The 18,374-nt window shown below is 38.8% G+C and carries 13 protein-coding genes; all 13 read left to right on the top strand.

Going from position 1 to position 18,374, the window contains the following annotated elements:
- The 13 genes from DW996_RS08115 (at position 1) to DW996_RS08060 (ending at position 18,358) form a co-directional block, all read left to right on the top strand.
- Positions 1 to 1,041, top strand: a complete 1,041-nt coding sequence (locus tag DW996_RS08115) for a 4-hydroxy-2-oxovalerate aldolase (protein WP_118535385.1) — start codon at positions 1 to 3, stop codon at positions 1,039 to 1,041.
- Between the two features lie 33 nt (positions 1,042 to 1,074).
- Positions 1,075 to 2,481, top strand: coding sequence for a lipopolysaccharide biosynthesis protein (locus tag DW996_RS08110; RefSeq protein ID WP_118281578.1), 1,407 nt, complete (start codon positions 1,075 to 1,077; stop codon positions 2,479 to 2,481).
- Position 2,482: 1 nt separating this feature from the next.
- The gene (locus DW996_RS08105) at positions 2,483 to 3,598 is read left to right on the top strand and encodes a polysialyltransferase family glycosyltransferase (protein ID WP_118535384.1); all 1,116 of its coding nucleotides are present in this window, start codon (positions 2,483 to 2,485) and stop codon (positions 3,596 to 3,598) included.
- Positions 3,599 to 3,615: 17 nt separating this feature from the next.
- The gene (locus DW996_RS08100) at positions 3,616 to 4,350 is read left to right on the top strand and encodes a 3-deoxy-manno-octulosonate cytidylyltransferase (protein WP_118535383.1); all 735 of its coding nucleotides are present in this window, start codon (positions 3,616 to 3,618) and stop codon (positions 4,348 to 4,350) included.
- Complete coding sequence (locus DW996_RS08095; RefSeq protein WP_243098721.1) at positions 4,340 to 5,896, top strand: aldolase catalytic domain-containing protein; 1,557 nt, start codon at positions 4,340 to 4,342, stop codon at positions 5,894 to 5,896. Before DW996_RS08100 ends, DW996_RS08095 begins: the two co-directional genes overlap by 11 nt.
- Entirely contained in the window at positions 5,889 to 6,041 is a 153-nt protein-coding gene (locus DW996_RS13360; protein WP_243098720.1) for a hypothetical protein, read from the top strand. The genes DW996_RS08095 and DW996_RS13360 overlap by 8 nt, the downstream gene beginning before the upstream one ends.
- 5 nt (positions 6,042 to 6,046) lie before the next feature.
- A complete protein-coding gene (locus tag DW996_RS08090; protein ID WP_243098719.1) occupies positions 6,047 to 6,409 on the top strand; it encodes a KdsC family phosphatase in 363 nt (120 codons plus the stop codon).
- A 67-nt stretch (positions 6,410 to 6,476) separates the two neighbouring features.
- Positions 6,477 to 8,525, top strand: coding sequence for a hypothetical protein (locus tag DW996_RS08085; RefSeq protein WP_118281582.1), 2,049 nt, complete (start codon positions 6,477 to 6,479; stop codon positions 8,523 to 8,525).
- Between the two features lie 54 nt (positions 8,526 to 8,579).
- Positions 8,580 to 10,097: a hypothetical protein gene (locus DW996_RS08080; protein ID WP_118535382.1), complete on the top strand. Its 1,518-nt coding sequence runs from the start codon at positions 8,580 to 8,582 to the stop codon at positions 10,095 to 10,097.
- A 139-nt stretch (positions 10,098 to 10,236) separates the two neighbouring features.
- On the top strand, positions 10,237 to 12,009 hold the full coding sequence (locus tag DW996_RS08075; RefSeq protein ID WP_158573049.1) for a DUF2142 domain-containing protein: 1,773 nt from the start codon (positions 10,237 to 10,239) through the stop codon (positions 12,007 to 12,009).
- 22 nt (positions 12,010 to 12,031) lie between these two features.
- The gene (locus DW996_RS08070) at positions 12,032 to 12,727 is read left to right on the top strand and encodes a histidine phosphatase family protein (protein ID WP_118281585.1); all 696 of its coding nucleotides are present in this window, start codon (positions 12,032 to 12,034) and stop codon (positions 12,725 to 12,727) included.
- A gap of 44 nt (positions 12,728 to 12,771) precedes the next feature.
- Complete coding sequence (locus DW996_RS08065) at positions 12,772 to 16,314, top strand: YobI family P-loop NTPase (protein ID WP_118281586.1); 3,543 nt, start codon at positions 12,772 to 12,774, stop codon at positions 16,312 to 16,314.
- Positions 16,315 to 16,606: 292 nt separating this feature from the next.
- A complete protein-coding gene (locus DW996_RS08060) occupies positions 16,607 to 18,358 on the top strand; it encodes a DUF2142 domain-containing protein (protein ID WP_118281587.1) in 1,752 nt (583 codons plus the stop codon).
- Positions 18,359 to 18,374: the final 16 nt, after the last annotated feature.

The following is an 18,374-nucleotide window of genomic DNA, read 5'->3' as shown; positions in this document are numbered from 1 at the left end:
ATGAAAATACTTGATACAACAATCCGCGATGGCAGTTATGCAGTTGATTTTCGATTTACGTGTAAAGATGTTGAGCATATTTGTTCAAGATTAGAAAAATTAAATATTGAATATATAGAAATAGGGCATGGACAGGGACTGAATGCAAGTTCTCAGGAACATGGCTATGCTTTGCATTCGGATGAAGAGTATTTAAAAGCAGCAAAGTCAGTTGTAGGACAATCAAAAATAGGATTTTTCTGTATTCCGGGTATAGCGCGTCTGGAAGATTTGGATATGGCAAGGCAAGGTGGGTGCGATTTCGTACGTATCGGTGTTAATGCAAATATGCCGGAACAAGCAGGCGAATTTATCAAGCATGCAAAAAACCTGGGCTTGATAATAATGGTCAATTATATGAAGACATATATTGTATCGCCGGAAGAATTTGCAAAAAATGCATTGTGGGCACACGAGCAAGGGGCTGAATGTGTGTATATCGTAGATTCGGCGGGCAGTATGCTGCCGGATGAATTGAGACGCTATTATGAGGAAACAAGAAAATTAACAAATGTGAAATTGGGATTTCACGGGCATAATAATTTAGGGCTTGCTGTCTCAAATAGTATATATTGTGCAGATCTTGGATTCGATATGATCGATACGTCTATGCAGGGACTGGGACGGAGTTTGGGAAATGCATCTACAGAAATGACGATAATGGCATTGAAGAAAAAAGGATATGATCTTGACGTAGATATCCCGCGCTTATTGGAATATGGTTATGTTTCACTGCGAGATATTACGGATGGCAAGGTACAAAATCCGCTGGATTTGATTTGTGGATACGCAGGCTTTCATTCCAGTTATATTAAGGATATTTACAAGTGTTGTAATGAGAAGAATGTAGACCCACTGCGACTTATTTTAGCATATAGTGAGGTGGATCAACGAGATATGGATTATAAGAAACTGTGCGATATTGCTGAAAAATTGCCAGAGGATTTAGAGGATAACCCATATACGTTTAGAGAGTATTTTTCGAGTCGATACATCGACTAATACAGTGTTTGAAGTAATAGAAAGGTTTAGATATTGAGAGAAAAAAAGATCAATCCATTCGTAAAGGCATCTGTGGTGTATTTTATAGCGACTGTTATTGGTCAAGGCATGACATTTCTGGGGATTATTGTTTTTACTCGCTTGATGAGTCAGGCTGATTACGGGAATTACAGTACCTATTATGCATATGTTTCAATTTTTACGGTGCTGATAGGAGCAAACCTTTTCTATGCCTTAAATAATGCGTATATAGATAAAAAGAATGAAATTAAGGAATTTCGAAAATCGGTATTGATTTTATCTACCATTATTATGGTTATTATGTTGCTGATCGCCTTGATAGTTGGCTGTGCAGTAACGCACCAATTCTCAAGTTTTACGGTCATCATGGGGGCGTTGCATTCTTATGGTTTTTTCCTGATTAATTATCGGATGTATTCTGCCAATATGGAAAACGACTATAAGACTAAAAAATGGCTTTTGGCATTACCGTATGCATTGCAATTTTTAGTAGCCTTAATTTTTGTTTTAGTGTTTCCTGATATGTCATATGAAGCAAGGATTATTGGAAGTGTGTTGGGCGTTGGAGTAATAGCAGCCATAGCATATATCGAAATCATGAAGTGTGAAGGCAAACTTATAGTCCTAGATTATTGGAAGTATGCTTTAGGAATTGCATTGCCCACAATTATCATGTCAATATCATATATGTTGATGCAACAATGTGATAAGGTAATGATTACCAATCTTTGTGGTGCAGAGGAAACGGCGGTTTATTCGGTTATTTACTATTTGGGGTACGCTTTGATGGCTGTTGACCAAGCGGTAGCACCAGTGCGTCAGGCATGGATATTTAGAAAATTAGACAAGAAAGATACATCTGAGACGTACATTTTGCAAAAATGGTATTTGGTCATAATTGCTATTCTGGCAAGTGTCTTGATTTTGGCAGGACCAGAAATAGTAAGAATCATTGCCCCGAGAGACTATTGGAAATATGAATATATTGTTCCGTTTGTATTAAGCGCCTGTATGATGGTGCTGTATCGATTTTACACAGAAATATTGTTATTTTATAAAAAAAATCTATGGTTGTCAGCAAGTGTGTTGGGTGGGGCGATCATTAATATTATATTAAATGTACTGTTAATCCCGCGATTTGGTGCAGTGGCGGCATGTTATACAACCGTTGTTGCATATGGAGTGATTTTTGCTATAACGAAAATGATTGCAAATATGCAGGCAAAAAGATTGTATGCGAACAGATTTTTTGCTAGTTTTATAGCGTACTTGATTGTTATTGCAACGATTTATTCATTGTTGGTAAATCATATACTGGGACGTTATGTTGTTTTAATCGTATTATTTGTTATGTTCGTAATATATATGTTGCGCTACAAAAGAGAGTGGAAAAGTTTTTTGGGCAATAGAGAGGCATAAAATGAGTAAGGGCTTGGCGGTAATATATGACCCGCATAATTTATATCAATTTGTGTGGTATTATTGTAATCATGGAAAACAGAAAAAGTGGGATGCATTAAGTTTACCCAATGGAGGAAGAGGGGAATATATGCATTCATTCTGTGAAGACACTGGAATCTTTGAACATGTTTATCGGAGCGATAATGATTTTTCGGTCATGGAAGCAAAGAAAAAATGTGTAATCGTTGCTCAGATGTTTGTGAATTGTATATTGGGAAAACAAAAGGATTTTTGTAAAAAAATGCTAAACCAATACGTGGATTTGTCGGAATATGATGAAATTGTTGTCATTGCAGATGTGGGCATCATATCTGGGGCGTGTGTTGTACTGGGCGAGGAGAAGGAAGTCGTTATATTGGAAGATGGTATAAATGACTATAGCATCCGTCCTAGATGGATACCTAAAACAAAATTATTTTCGACATATATGTGGCAGGGCTTCATTTTGGCTAGGATGGGATATTGTAGTCCGGGATGGTTTGCTTTTGATGCAGATAGGTTCTGCACTAAATATTGCAGCCAGCCAGATAAAATGAAATATAGAAAATATAAAGAAATGCGGCAATTATATGCAGAACAGGGAACAGATTGGGAACTGTTTCAAGAAATCTTAAGAAGGATGTATCCGGCGCTTGAAAATTATGATTTAGATGCGGCTGATGCTGTGTTATTTACCCGACCATTAGAAGATTATGTGCCGGAGACGGACAAATATCAAAAAAAATTAGAGGATTATATTAACAAGAAATATAGCAATATTATCTTAAAGAAGCATCCACGCGAGTGCGGCAAATATGAATTCTCAGAAAAGATCAATGTGCAGGAAATTGATAATGCAATCCCGGCGGAGGCATTATTATCGTATTTGAAGGGGAAAGATATTTTAATGGTAACGCCAAGTGCGATTATCATGTATATGAAAGCGTATAATTTGAAATGCAAGATTATTACGTTTGCAGGGTTATATGAGGACAGTTTGAGTAGCAATTCAAATTATAAACCACTTACTGATAACGAAGTAGTGGAATTTGGAGAGACGTTTGCACAAAATTTCTATGAGGTCATTAATTTATAGAGGTAAGGAGGATAAATATGAAAGTATTAGGAGTAATTCCGGCACGATATGCATCAGGAAGAATGCCGGGGAAACCATTGGCTGATATTTGCGGAAAACCAATGATTTGGTGGGTATATCAGGCTGCCATCAAGAGTAAGGATCTTTACGACGTTGTTGTTGCTACAGATGACGAGAGGATATATAAAGAATGCGAAAAGTGGCATATCAATGTAGTCATGACGAGAAATGATCATGATACACCGACATCACGTTTATATGAAGTATCAACGATGATTGATGCGGATCTATATTTGATGTTGATGGGGGATGAGCCATTGATCAATTATGAAAGTTTCTCATTAATTATTCCTGAGAAGTTAAAGGAGTATTATGTGGCGGTATTGACTAACATAATTGATAAACCATCTGAAGTCATTGATTTTAGTAACCAAAAATGTGTTACAAATGCTAAGCGAGAAGTTTTAATGATCTCTCGTAGTCCAATCCCATATCCAAAGGGAACATTAGATTTTGATTATGAAAAAGTGACTGGTATACAACTTTTTTCAAAGAAAGCATTACAATTTTATGACGAAACTGCCAAATCGGTTTTGGAAATTGCAGAAGAAAATGATCTGATGCGGTTTGTAGAAAATGGAATCACAGTAAAGGCAATACAATCAACATATAAAACTGTATCAGTAGACACCCCGAAAGATTTGGAATTAGTTAGAACAATAATTAGTGAGAGAGAAGCATATGATGCATAATGATTTAAAGTTATTAGATTGTACGCTCCGGGATGGAGGGTATATTAATGATTGGCACTGGGGATATCATCAGGCAAGGGCAATCATTCGTTTTTTGACAAAGGCGAAGATGGACTTCGTGGAGGTTGGCTTCTTACGAAATGTGGACAATTATGATGAAGATGTTACAGTGTGCAATACTATTGAAGAATTAAATAGGCTGTTGCCTAAAAATCCGGGTAATACTGTATATACAGCCATGGCGATGCAAAGTAATTACGACATTAATAAACTGAGTGAATATTCTGGAACGGGAATTGAAATGATTCGTGTGACGGCTCATGATTATGATATCGTAGAAGGCATGGGATTTGCACAAACGGTCAAAGACAAGGGGTATAAACTGTCAATCAATCCAATTAATATTATGGGATATACAGATGAAAAGATATTATGGATTATTGAACAGGTTAATAAAATCCAGCCTTATCAGTTTTCAATCGTTGATACGTTTGGAAGCATGAAAAGAAGAGACTTAGATAGAATAGTAAGTTTGGTCGATAATAATCTGAACAAAAATATTCGTGTAGCACTTCATTTACATGAAAATATGGCACTTAGTTGTAGTTTGGCGCAAAAATTTGTTGATAAGCATTTGGCAAGACCGGTTGCCATTGATGGAAGTTTGATGGGGATGGGAAGAATACCGGGAAATCTGCCGATAGAACTGATTGCAGATTATTGTAATGAGTATATGGATAAGGTATATGATATTGACTTTTTACTAGATGCCATACAAGAGTATATTGCACCGATAAAAGGTAAGACAGAGTGGGGCTATACACCGGCCTATTTTTTGTCAGCGAGATTTAATGTTCATCGTAATTATGCAGAATACTACTTACAAAAGGGAGACTTGACGCATAGAGATATGGATCACATTCTTGCTGGCTATGATAGAAGTAAGGCAACCGCATTTGATGAAGAGTATGCTGAGTTAAAATATAATGAATATAAAAATCAAGTAATTGATGATAAAGAGGATTTCCAATATTTACAGCATATTTTGAGGGAAAAAAAGATTTTGGTATTGGCACCGGGAAGTTCTATTCGTTCTGAAAAGAATTATATAAGCGATTATATTGCAAAGGAACAAGTGGTAACGATAGCAGTCAACTTTGTGCCGGAAGATTTTGAAGCGGATTATATTTTCTTTAGTAATTCAAAACGTTTTTCACAGGCAGCAGATACTGCGGCAAACCTTATCATAACATCTAATATTGAAACGGATAAAAAGGCGATTAAATTAAATTATAATGTCCTTTCGAGTTCGTTTGATCAAGGATGTAATAGTATGGTTATGTTAATCAAATTGTTAAAGGATATAGGAGTATCAGAAATTGCCGTAGCGGGAGCAGATGGCTATGTAGAAGGAGAACGCAATTACTACAAGACATCTTTGAGAAGTACAGCAGAGAGATCAGGAAATTATAACGTGGCAGTACACAATGCCATTCACCGAATTGGAATGAAAGTTAATTTTATAACGAGGTCGCTTTATGAGTAAAGGAGGAAAAATCCAATTATTAGTCATAGATGTTGATGGAACGATGACTGATGCGGGGATTTATTATGATCAAAACGGAAATGAACTGAAAAAGTTCTGCACCAAGGATGCAGCTGGATTTTTTGCAGCAAAAAATCGGGAATAGAAATAATGGTTTTGACGGGGAGAGAGTGTGCGGCAACCCAGCGGCGAATGGAGGAGTTGAAGGTTGATTATCTGTATCAGAATGTTAGAAACAAAAAGGAGTTTCTAACAGAATTTATAGAAAAACATCATCTTAACGGAGAAAATATTGGATATATAGGGGATGATTTAAATGATCTGGCACCAATGCAATTGTGTGGATTTATTGCTTGTCCATGTAATAGTTGCCAGGAGATTAAAAATATAGCGGATTATGTTAGCCCTGTTAAAGGTGGGGAAGGTGCAGTACGAGATATTATTGAACACTTTTTAAATGAGGCTGGTATATGGGAAAAACTGATTACAGAGATATATGATGTGGGACGATAAAACTTTTATCAAAGATATGCAGGTGTATTGACAAATCGGTGCAGTGCAATAAAAAGGTCTTAAGTATATGGGAAAATGTTTAAATAGAAAGATAATAGCAAGTGGTTTCACCATCAATAATTCTGTTTGGGAGAAACAAGGAAGAAAGAATTGCCCAGAAGAAAATAGAAAAAATCTCATTGTGTCGTTACTATATAATGTCTGCTTTCTAAGTATTATCCTCTTGTGTCTTCAGATTCGATATGAAACAAATGATGATTTGTCAATGGCAACCATTGCTAATATGGGAGAGGAACATTTAATTTATATCAATATTGTTATAGGTTATTTGTTGAAATTTTTATGGAACATATCTGCGGTAATTCCGTGGTATCCACTTTTAGAAGTCGTGAGCATTTTTTTTGCCAATGTTTTTATCGAGTATGTATTATTACGAAACATAAATAAGAACGTCATTAAAAAAATCATAGTTCTTTTTGTTGGTGCAGGTTTTTCCTACTTTTTCTATACACAACTACAATTTACAAAAGTAGCTGGCATACTTTTGGTAGCGGGAATTTTACTGGTTGTGGATAACCTGATGAGCAATGAAATCAACATAATAGAGATTGCAGTTGCATTCATGCAATTGACTATGGGCATTATGTATAGAAGATCATGTTTTTTTATGATTATTTGGGCGATGCTACCTTTGATCTGTATATGTTTCATTTATCTGCTGACACAAAAAAATATCAAAAAAATTATTGGCGCTTGTTGTTTGGGTATAACAGCACTTTTTTTGTTTTGGGGATTAAAGCAGATAGACACTCATAGTTATTCAACTCCGGAATGGCAAGATTATACAGAATATAATTCTGTGCGAGGGCAGTTGTTGGATCATGGATTTCCTGACTATGAAGAAAATCAAGAGGTATATAAGCAGTTAGGCATGCAAAAGGAGGATGTGCAATACTATAGTAACTGGAATTTTGCAGACCCGCAGATCTTCAATGTGGAATCTATAAGTAAGTTGGTTGCTTTGCAGCAGGATACCAAAGAGCAAATGGTAGACAAAAAAGATTTTGTCCGAGTACTTACTACAGGATATACCAAATATGGATGGATGCCATTGTTCCTAATTTCTTTTTTGATGCTGGCCTTTATTAAAGGAAAAGAAAAGTATTTTCTGGGAGCACAAATATTAAATTTTATTCTCATCCAGTGGTATCTTTATGCTATTTTGAATCGCTACTTGCAACAGAGGGTGGATATATCAGTTGCATTTGCAATAGTATGTGTCAATCTTTGGGTGATTATAAAAAATTGTGGAAATTGTTCAAAAGAGAAATGTATTGGTCTCATAACAATCTGCAGTGTGCTTATTACAACTTATATCGCGAATTCGTATGAATATATTCAATATGACAATGAAGACAGTGATTATTCCGCAGGGATGATGGAGGATGATGAACATTTATATTGCAACTTGGTTAATGGATCAAAAGATGAAATCATAAACGACATATGGTATCGTTCAGGAAAATTAGCAAAGAAAAAGCATACGATGGCGATGGGAGGAACGACAACCTATATTCCGTGGGATGCGGAAGCAATGAACAATTTTTCTATTGTAAATCCGTATGAGCAATGTATAGATAATGAACAAGTGTATATTGTTGGAGAAAATATGATAGATGCAACAGTAGCATACATACAAAGGCATTATAATATGGGGGCATACGCTTGTTTGGTAAAAAAAATAGATGGACGGGCAGTTTATAAAATTAGGACAGACCAATTTGATTTAAATATCGAGAATATGATTTATAACTCAGAAGAATTGAAAAGTAAGGAGTCATATGAGATAAACAATCAGACCTGTAAACTGGTGTTAGAGGCATACTTACAAGGAGAAAATTCCTATTTGGGCGAAGGATATGCAGAGATACAATATGCTGATGGGACAAGCCGGATATATCAGATGACGCAGTATACAAACGATGAATATGATAAAAATTCAAAATATAGATACTCAAAATACCTTTTAGATGCAGACTATATAAATGGTATGACTGTAAATTATTACTATAAATATCATAATCAGGTTTATTACATCAAGACTGTAGTTCTATAAAATCGGAAATAGTACGTGTTGAATAACACGATACGGGATATTGTGAGAAATATTATGAAAAAAGAGTTAATAATAAATAAAGCAAAACAATTATACAGCAAGCCGCAGGCAAGATCATTGTTACTAAATGTGCTTGCCCTTGTTGTCGTGTTATTGATTGGGGCACCACATTATGAATATGATATGGATGTGATGATGCAGGCACAACTATTTAATATTAGTGGGGCTTGGTCTACGGGAATGATCGTATTTAGCAATATATATGTGGGGCGTTTCTTGAAGTTGCTTTGCGAGTTTATGACAGGTGTAAATTGGTATACCGTATTTCAGTATGTGCTGACATTCATGGCACTCTGGAAAATAGGGCAACTATTTTTGAAAAGGAATTTTTCACGAATTGCAAACCTGACCTTTCTGATCTTTGCTTTGTTTATAGGGTATGAATGTTATATTTGCCCAAGTTACATGAAAACGGCTGCAATATTAAGTGTGAGTGCTTTATATGTGTGCTGGGGAATACTTGTAGGAGAATTTACTCAGAAACGCTGGCTGCAGCATTTTTATATTGGGGTGGCATTATTGTTGGCAGGCTTAATCAGTTGGAAAGCCTTGTTATTAAGCGGAAGCCTGACGATCGTATATATTATTCTGTATATGCTTGTTAGAAAGGTGAAAATTGATAAAGAACTGGGCAAAGAATTATGGATGCCATTTGTCAGTGCATTGGTTCTGCTTGTCATTTTGCAGGCACTGGACTATAGGGAATATCAGAAAACGGATGATTGGGCGCAGGTAAACCAGTACAGAAGTGCTGTGGAACAGGTGGGAATGTTTAGAGCACCGACCTATCGGGCAGATCTGGGGGAAAAATTAGAATTACAGGAATATCAATATAATATACTGGTAGATGGTCATTATATTACTTCTGAATGGAGCGCCTTTGAAAAATTGGAAGAGTTGACCCAAGCGGGGCATGATCTGTCAGGAAAGAATATTTTGCGTTTTATGCGAACCGTTCCGGTGAGTTTGATTCAGGTCAGTATGTTCTATGGGATGTTCGTATTGTGGTTGTTGCTCTTTTTTTCACATATGGATAGAGAGAAGGTCATGTTGGCAGCAACCGTTATTGTCACAGGTTTAGGCTATCTCATTATGTTTATTTTAGCATCTTGCAGTACATCCATGGTTCATTTCCTGATTTTATTACCGGTGGGAATATGCGCATTGATGAATGGCAATGATATGCAGGCGACCAAGGAAGAAAGACGCAGCGCCTTGATCTATCTGGTACTGGGAACAATCGTTTTATATCAGGGTATGGGAAGCAGTATTATAACAGTAACAAATAAGGAAAATATCAACGAAGATTTGACACGGACAGTGGAAGGATTAGGACAACCGTGGCATGCTGTTTGCTTGAATGAGTATTTGAAATCCTATTCTGCTTTCTGCCGTTATGATGAAGGCTTGATCGCAGATAAGAATTTAGTTGTGATCGATGGTGCGTATACGTTGATACCGCTTTACAATATATGTACCTGCCGGCGGGCTGGAACGTTGATCAGCCGATAGACAATGTCAATATAGGAGACGATTTCATGATATGGATGCATGTAATGTAACAGATAAGAAAATACAAAACCGAATATTGGCAAAAAACATATGCATTTTGCTTATGCTGATTCTTATTTTTGCTGGCTTTCTAAAGTGCATGGATTTTTCAAACCAATTGGAAGTCTATTATTATGGCAACAATAGTAGCAGTTATCAGGGTGAGATGGCGCAGACCTTTTGGGACACCGGGAGTGGTTACAGCGAGGAAAAATCCTCCTTTTATTCTGTATTCAAACGTTTAGCGGTGTTCCCTTACAAAAATGAAGGACAAGGATTGCAGAGCGTGCGCGTGGATTTTTCAGCCAGCGATGAAGAGATTGGCATTGCAAGGATCCAGGTGCGCAGTGGGATGTTTGCGACTTATACAATCTCTGGGGCAGATTTGGCAAGAAGTGCCCTCTGGCAGAATTGTAGCCTACAGGTAGAGGACGATCATGTCTGGATCACACCGACCTCGGGTGATCCTTATCTGGTGTTGGATCAGAATAATGCACCTGATTTTATGGCACGTTTACAATCTGACCGCTGGTGTAAAATAGGTCTGTTGGCACTATTTATTGTTAGTCTTTTCTTATTGGCAGGTCTGGAGATTTGGTTAAAGCCAGAAAAGAGTGACCGTGTCTATAAACTCTTTTCTTGGCTTAGCATTGCTATTGTTATTGCTGTTTTTGTCATGTCCTTATTTAGCATCACCTATGGACATCCGGATGAAGATGAGACGAGAGGTAGTATTGACTACTATCTGACCCATTGGGGATTACCGGATTTTGATGATATATCTCTACAAAATGCTTATTCCAATTATGGCACAATCCGATTGGCGGAACGGAGTTTTTATTATATTTTAGCCGGGAAGTTTGGATGGATTGGTAAAAATATTTTTCATATTTCAGCCTACTATCGGATGTTTAATGTGTTGCTGCTGGTTCTTTTGGTTGCCTGGATTCTTATAAAAGGGCGCAAAGACAAATGGATGTTTGCATTCTTGTTTGCAACGCCGCAGTTATGGTATCTGTTTTCCTATGCCACGTCGGATGCCTGGGATATTTTTATCGGATTTTTTGTTGTGACAGAAGCCATTCGCGAAGACGGTCTGATCGCCGGTGTGTGGAAAGAAGGTTTTTCGTGGAGACAATTTGGCGGGATGTTTTTGTATGCCTTCCTCTGTGCGCAAACCTTAATGGGAAAGAAAAATTATCTGATCATCCTTCTGTTTGCCTTTGTGGTTTTATTGTTTAAATTGTGGGATGCGGAGAACAAGAAGCAGTTATTCTTAAAGTATATGATGATTTTGGGAATGGTCTTTGGCTTTTATGCGATACGAGCGGGAATTGACCTGTGGAGATATCCGGAGGGAAAGGGCTATTTGTATCGAGCAGAACACCTAAAACATCAGTCACAGGAAATCGTCGAAATGCAATCCTTGAAGCAGCAGGGCTACACTTATTTGCAGACTTTGACGGCAATTGATGATGGATTGTTCCCGACCATGTTTAACTCTTTCGTGGGACGCTATGGTTGGATGTCTTTGTATAGCGCAAATATCTATGTGTATATCATGTTGGTTTTATATATTGTGAATATAGTATCGACATGGAGAGCCTGCAAAGAAAGAAAACACATTGTCGCCATCGTGGTAACAATCTCTTTCTTGTGTGTAGGAACCGTATACCAGATGTGGACGCAGGATTATCAGGCACAGGGAAGATACATGTTGCCTTGTATTTTAGGTGAGGTTTATATTTTGTCAGATAGCCATGTATGGAGTAAAAAGACATATCTTGTTTCGCAGACATTGATCGTCGGTGCAGGCATGTTGTCTTTTGTGCTATGGGGTATCATACCATTGTGTCTGGAACTGGTACACTAAAGGGATATTTGAGGAGAATAGATTGAAAAAGAAATTCTGGATCGGACTGGTAGGAGCGGTCTGCGTGTTGGGGATTGCCGTGTCACTCTTTGGCATGTTGCAGCGACCAAGTTATATTTATATGGTACGCCATGGGAGAACCTATGCAAACGAGCAGGGGTTGCTTATGGGTGGAGAAGGAAATGCGGAGCTGACACAGGAGGCTGTTGACCAAGCCAAGGCAGTGGGACAGGCTTTATCAGATGTTTCCTTTGGAAAAGTTTATACCAGCACCTTGGGGAGAACCATTGATACGGCTAGTTATCTGTTGGAGGGGGCAGGGCAGGAAAATGTAGACCGGCAACAGATGGAAGCCTTGGACGATATTTCTTGGGGAGATGCAGAAGGATATACCAAGCAGGAGTTTATGGAGAAAAAACAATTAGACATCTTCCCGGATGCGTTTGGCTCGGTAGACGATGCGGATTATGTTTCTCCAATCCACGCGGAAACCAAGTATCATTTCTATCAGCGTTTTGATAAAGGAATGCAGCAGATCATAGACGATATCAATCCCGGGGAGAATGTCTTGGTTGTGGCACATTCCTCGATGCAGTTTTGGCTGGAAAAGCAATTCCCGGAATTGGAAGGTCAGGAAATAACTAACTTGGGTGTGACCGTAATAAAGGTTACACACGGAAAGATGGAGTTGGTGGAGTATAATCGGGTGATGTACTGATGTTTTGAAGCGAATAATTGATGGAGATCAGAAGGAGCCTACGCATGGGGAAACAGAAGAAAAATAGCAATAACACTATCTATCTGAATCGCCCGATCCAGAACGAAGACGAGGACTGGATCGGTATATCTACATATGTGGATAAGTTGGATGCGGCGGTGGATGCAGATGCAAGAATCGTTGCCGTGACATCTGATTTTGGTACAGGGAAATCCAGTTTGATATCCCTGTATAAAAAACGTGTGGAGCATCCGCTGTGTGCCTGTTTCGGATTTGGGAAAAAGGTACTCAGTATCAATATGTGGGGGACTTATGCGCAACAGGAGGAGATCCCTGCAGATAAACAGGGAGATTGGGGACATGAAAAAGAAGTTATGCCAACAGAATTGCATAAGGCATTTATTTATCAATTGGTCAGCAGGATCAATCCGCACGATAGAAGAAAAAGTCATTATATCAGCCGTAGATTAAGCAAGGATTTTGGCATATGGGCAGTCAACGGGAAGAACGCAATGTGGTCATTTTTGGCAATGTGTTCTCTTGTTGGCTTCTTTTTATCTGGGCTTCTATATAAATTTCAAAAGTATATACAGGCATTTTGGCAGTTAAAGAATGAGACTTTCTTTATGCTGACTATTGTAGTGTTTATCGTTTCTTTAGCGTGCTTCGTATTGGCAGTTACAGATTCTGAAATTATTTTTAGTTCAACAAAATCGGAAGGAAAGCGGACGCTGGATGAGAACATTTTGATTGATCTGTTCAAGCAGGAAGTGTTGAATCATAGAGGAAGACAACATTATATTGTTGTGATCGAGGATTTGGATCGCATTGATGACAAGCAAAGTGTACTACAGTTCTTACGCGAATTGAGAAAGTACTATCTTACGGATGGTGGCAGGCACAAGATTACCTTTGTTGTGTGTATCAAACCGGAGGTCATGTTGGTAGATGGCAGAGAGGAGCAGATTCCGGAGTACAAGAAGATCTTTGATTATGTGATAAATCTCCAAAAAATTAATATAGAGAATTACGATACAATCCTAAAAGGTTTATTGTCTGAAAAGAAGGACTGGTTAGCCTCATTAGATCTGCAGGCGGAGATTGAAACCCCTGGTATGGATTGGATGATGCATGGGCGGAATATTGATATCCGGGAAATTAAGAGCCGGCTCAATGAATCCCTGACTTTGTATGAAAGTCTTCTGAATAGATTTCCAGGGCGTGCAGGTGATGAGGTGATCACCTTTGAAAAATGTGCAGTTGCTACCTATTTGAGAAGAGAATATGAGAACGATTTCTATCTGCTAGAAGATAATACCTTAGATGTGTTGGTTTCACAATACGGTATGCGTGGCATGGAAGTAATGGAAGAAGAAAATCAGCCAGAACAATGGGAGCAGTTCAGCGAGCGTTTTAAATATGAAATAGAAAAACTCATAAAGAGCAAATTGGTTGATGCAAACTATCGGCTATACTTCTATAACTATCCTGCAAACAGTATATTGTTTTCACTGGCAGAGATGCGCGTATATAACAGCATTGTTTATCAGGAAGCACCCAAGAACAGCGAAGAATATGAGGAATATCTGGAGCGGGCTTCTGAGAAAGTTATACAGGATGCCTATAAAAAAGTCGGTTCTCTAGGTGTTCGAATACCTTCATTTATACTGGATTATGACAAATTGTTTGTTCTTTTGTGTGAAAATGCAAAGGATAAGATCTATGAAATGATAGCATCACTACACTTTGACGAGCAGAATGAAGCACGAGCATGTGAGACGATTGAAAAATGTATCAGACCAAGAAAAGGTGATTATGACCGGGATGGCTTGATCTATGAAATATCTAACCAGTTAAATGAAAACGTTGAGGATAAGAATATATTGTGGACGATCCGCAAAAGAATGTGTCAGACGATCCCGGACAAAGTGAGATTGTACCGTTGCCTTTTCGTGGGAGATAATCCATTCTGGAGTAAGGAAGAAGTGGAGGCGATAGATAACATTTCGGATGTTTTTGCGGTCACTAATTTAGATGCACTGGATCAGGATGACGAAAGCCCGGAAAGCATACATAGGAGAATCATAAAGCAGAAAGATTGGAAACCGGAATATATAGAATTTTATCAGCAGGTGATTGCGCGTCAGGGAATAGAGCAGTGGTTTGAAGCACTTGCTCAAGCATGTCAATGTTTTGGCTGCATACCCGAGCAGATGGTTGCTGTGTATAAACAGCAGATTGCATCGGGAAAATTGGGAATTGCAGATTATGTATCCTGCATGGAACAAGTGAAGGAATTGGGAAAAACGCAGTTGCTGCTTTTGCGGGATTACCTGTGGGTGAACGGACTATCCGAACGTTTATGTCAACTTTTATATGAGAATGGATTTTATTTGGAATATGTCTGCAATTATTTGCTGCAAGAGGATGCAAAAATAGATTACGAGGATCAAAATGTCTATGGCACGATACAGTGGAATGCAGAGTGGATACAGGCGCATGCCAACACTGTTTTTATGCGCATCCGAAAAGAAGTCCTGTGTGAGCCTGAACTGTTGGAAAAATATATTTTCTTATATGAAGCCCCATATGCAATGCCGGATAAGGATGAACTGGCATTAGTTGATGATATGGCAGATGCATTGAAACTGTTACAAAACCGCATCTTAACGGAAGTACAGGCAAAATATGTGTCAGAGTACTTTAATGCCAAATATAGAAATCCTGCAATCGCCTATGATATTATGCAGTTTATTGTGGGACAAACGGCAGAGATCGCACATGAAATGTTTTATCAATTGCATCTGGAGAAGGTAGCATATAAGAAAATGAGGCGGGATCGACGAAAAGCGATGAACCGGAAGTTATATGAGATCTTTGAGATGGAGGATAATGCAGAGGAAAAAGTACAGTTTTTGCATTTCACGGAAACACCGATAGAATATATTGAGAAAAATCTATGGCAGGATCTGAATCAGAATGAAAATCTAAGAAAATTATATGTGGAATATGTCAACTGCCTGCATCAGATTCCGGGTTATACTTTGACTAATATTGTGAAACTGAATACAGTTTATATTTATAGCAATGTCATTATCAGTCGGCTTTGGAATAACAGATACTATAAATTGTATGTGGTGTCGAAAACGATGCGTGAGAAACAGTTTACAATGGAGAGGGATAAACTGGAACTTCTCTGGAAGGTTTATGTTGAAATCTTTCACACAAGGGACGGTTGGTCACAAACTAAGATCTATATGCGGGAAAATCAAGAGTTTCTGCATCGTCTGGTAGAACAAAAGGAGTATGAGTTCCTGGATGAAGAGGACATTGCTATGTACGCTGATGCCAAACAAACGGTGGCACTGATGGATTATGTGACAAGTTATGATAATGCTACACAAGTGGCATATTTCCGGAAGATAAAAGGCTTTGAAGGCAAAGATGCGGCACATCATTTCTGTGAAATCGCAAGAGATAATAAGGCAATCGGTAGAGACGATGCGGTGTATAAAAATGTTAGTGGTACTTTGGTGAATCCGGGATATGAAGGATGGCTGACGAGAATCTGGAAAGGCAAGAAGTGACAGACTGCCACATCAATTGCAAATACAGAATAGTGGTAAACAACACATTGAGAATTTCGCAGAAATTCGAGAGAGTGGCTTTTATTATACTGACAGGGTGTTTGCGAATATCTAAGGAAAGTGTGTTTACTGGTCTGAACAATTATGGGATTGCCTGCTACAAAAAAGATTGCAAGGTAGTCATGGGAGAGTGAGAAAAATTGGGGTTAACGTGGCAAAAGCGTCTCATTGTATTATGAGACGGCTTTTGTTATAATGAGACACAGTAAGAAATCAGAAATGGAGTTTCGGAATGAAAGAGACAAAAAGAAACTACTGTGTTGCATTAGTAAGCATGGTGGTTATGGCGATACTGTGCTATCGGGCGTTTTATTTTCCTGAGAATATGTTCGTCAAGCGTCGCATCGCATTATATGTAGGTTTGGTAGTTCTTGTGGTCTTGGTGCCGGTTTTGATGATCAGGATAACAGGTCTGAACCGGTGGCTTACACATGTGATAGGTCGCTTTTGCGCATTAGGATCCAAGGTGCGGCAGAATAAAAAGACGGTTCTTTGGGGAATGGTGGGTACCTTGCTTGGCGCCATTCTTCTATATCCGCTCACTTATGCTATATGCCATATGTCAGGGGCGGCAATGAATAACCACCGCTATTTGATCGCGCTTGCCATATATGGCACGCTTCTTATTTGTTTTGCGATGCATCGTATTGCTTATGCACGTGCTGATCTCTTGGTTTTTTTGGCGATTATGATCATGGGGACTTGTTCCATTTTCGTGACACCGCGTATTCCTGGAACTGTACCGGACGATGAGACCCATTATCGCCGTACGACGGAAGTGATCGGCTTTTTTACCGGAAGTATTTATGAGGCAGAAGAGCAGACCTTACGCGAATATGTGGGAAACGTGCAGGGGCATTTATATTATGATGAGGCATCGTCAGGAGCGTATCTGAAAAGCCTCAACGACTCTTATAAGAAGGGCGAAGTGATTCCATACGGTGTCACCAGATTATCCTACTATCACATTGCTTATATTGTTCCGGCGTGCGGAATTATGCTGGGACGAGCCCTGGGCTTACCTTATGCATATACCTTTATGATGGGCAAATGGTTTACCTGCCTATGCTATGCTCTCTTAGTCGGGGCGGCAATGCGAAGGGTAAGAAGGGGAAAGGCAGTATTTGCGGCGGTTGGCATGATTCCATCCATGGTCTTTTTGGCGAGCGCCTATAACTACGATTATTGGATCGTAGGATGGACTTTGCTGGGATTTGCAAAATACCTTGCTTTGTATGAAAACGATGAGCCGATCACCACAAGGCAGTTGGCGGATATTATTGTTACGATCATCATAGGAATATTGCCAAAGATTGTCTATTTTCCATTGCTGTTTCCGCTATTGTTCTTGCCCAAAGAGCGTTTAAATAAGCGGCAGAAGGCTGTGATCCGCGTATGTGCGATCGTGGTAGTTTTGGGCATATGTGCAGCCTTGCTGGCACCGATTGTTACGAATTCGCAGGCATATGCAGATACGCGAGGCGAGGGTGTGATCAGTACCAGCGCACAGATCAGTTATATTATGTCGGATCCATTGCGGTATATTAAGTTACTGTTTATTTTTGGCTTTGAGTATTTTTCTGCATCTGTTCTGGGGACAAAATTGCAATTCTTCTATTATGTCGGTCAGGGCAAATGCTGGGGGATTTCATTGGTGATTCTCGTTATGGCAGCCTTTTTGGATCGAGACGAAGAACATAAAATGACAGTAGGAGCACGTATTGCGGTGATCGTTGGTGCAATCGGGGCTTATGCATTGGCGGCAACGGCGATGTATCTGGCATTTACAGAAGTAGGAAGTGATACCATTTTGGGCGTGCAGTCCAGATATGCCTATCCATTATTGGCCCCGTTATTGTATGCAATCGCCCCAGATAAGGTACGGATTACAGGCAAGAAAGAAAATTGGATGGTTGCACTTGTGCTATTGATGAGCCTGCCAATGATATGGAATTTGAATACATTAAGTGTTGCTCTTTATTAGTAAAGTAAGAAGTGTG

Origin of the sequence: Roseburia sp. AM51-8 (genome assembly GCF_003478275.1) — a bacterium.
GTDB classification, from domain to species: domain Bacteria; phylum Bacillota; class Clostridia; order Lachnospirales; family Lachnospiraceae; genus Pararoseburia; species Pararoseburia lenta.
This window is presented reverse-complemented; position numbering and strand designations above follow the sequence as displayed.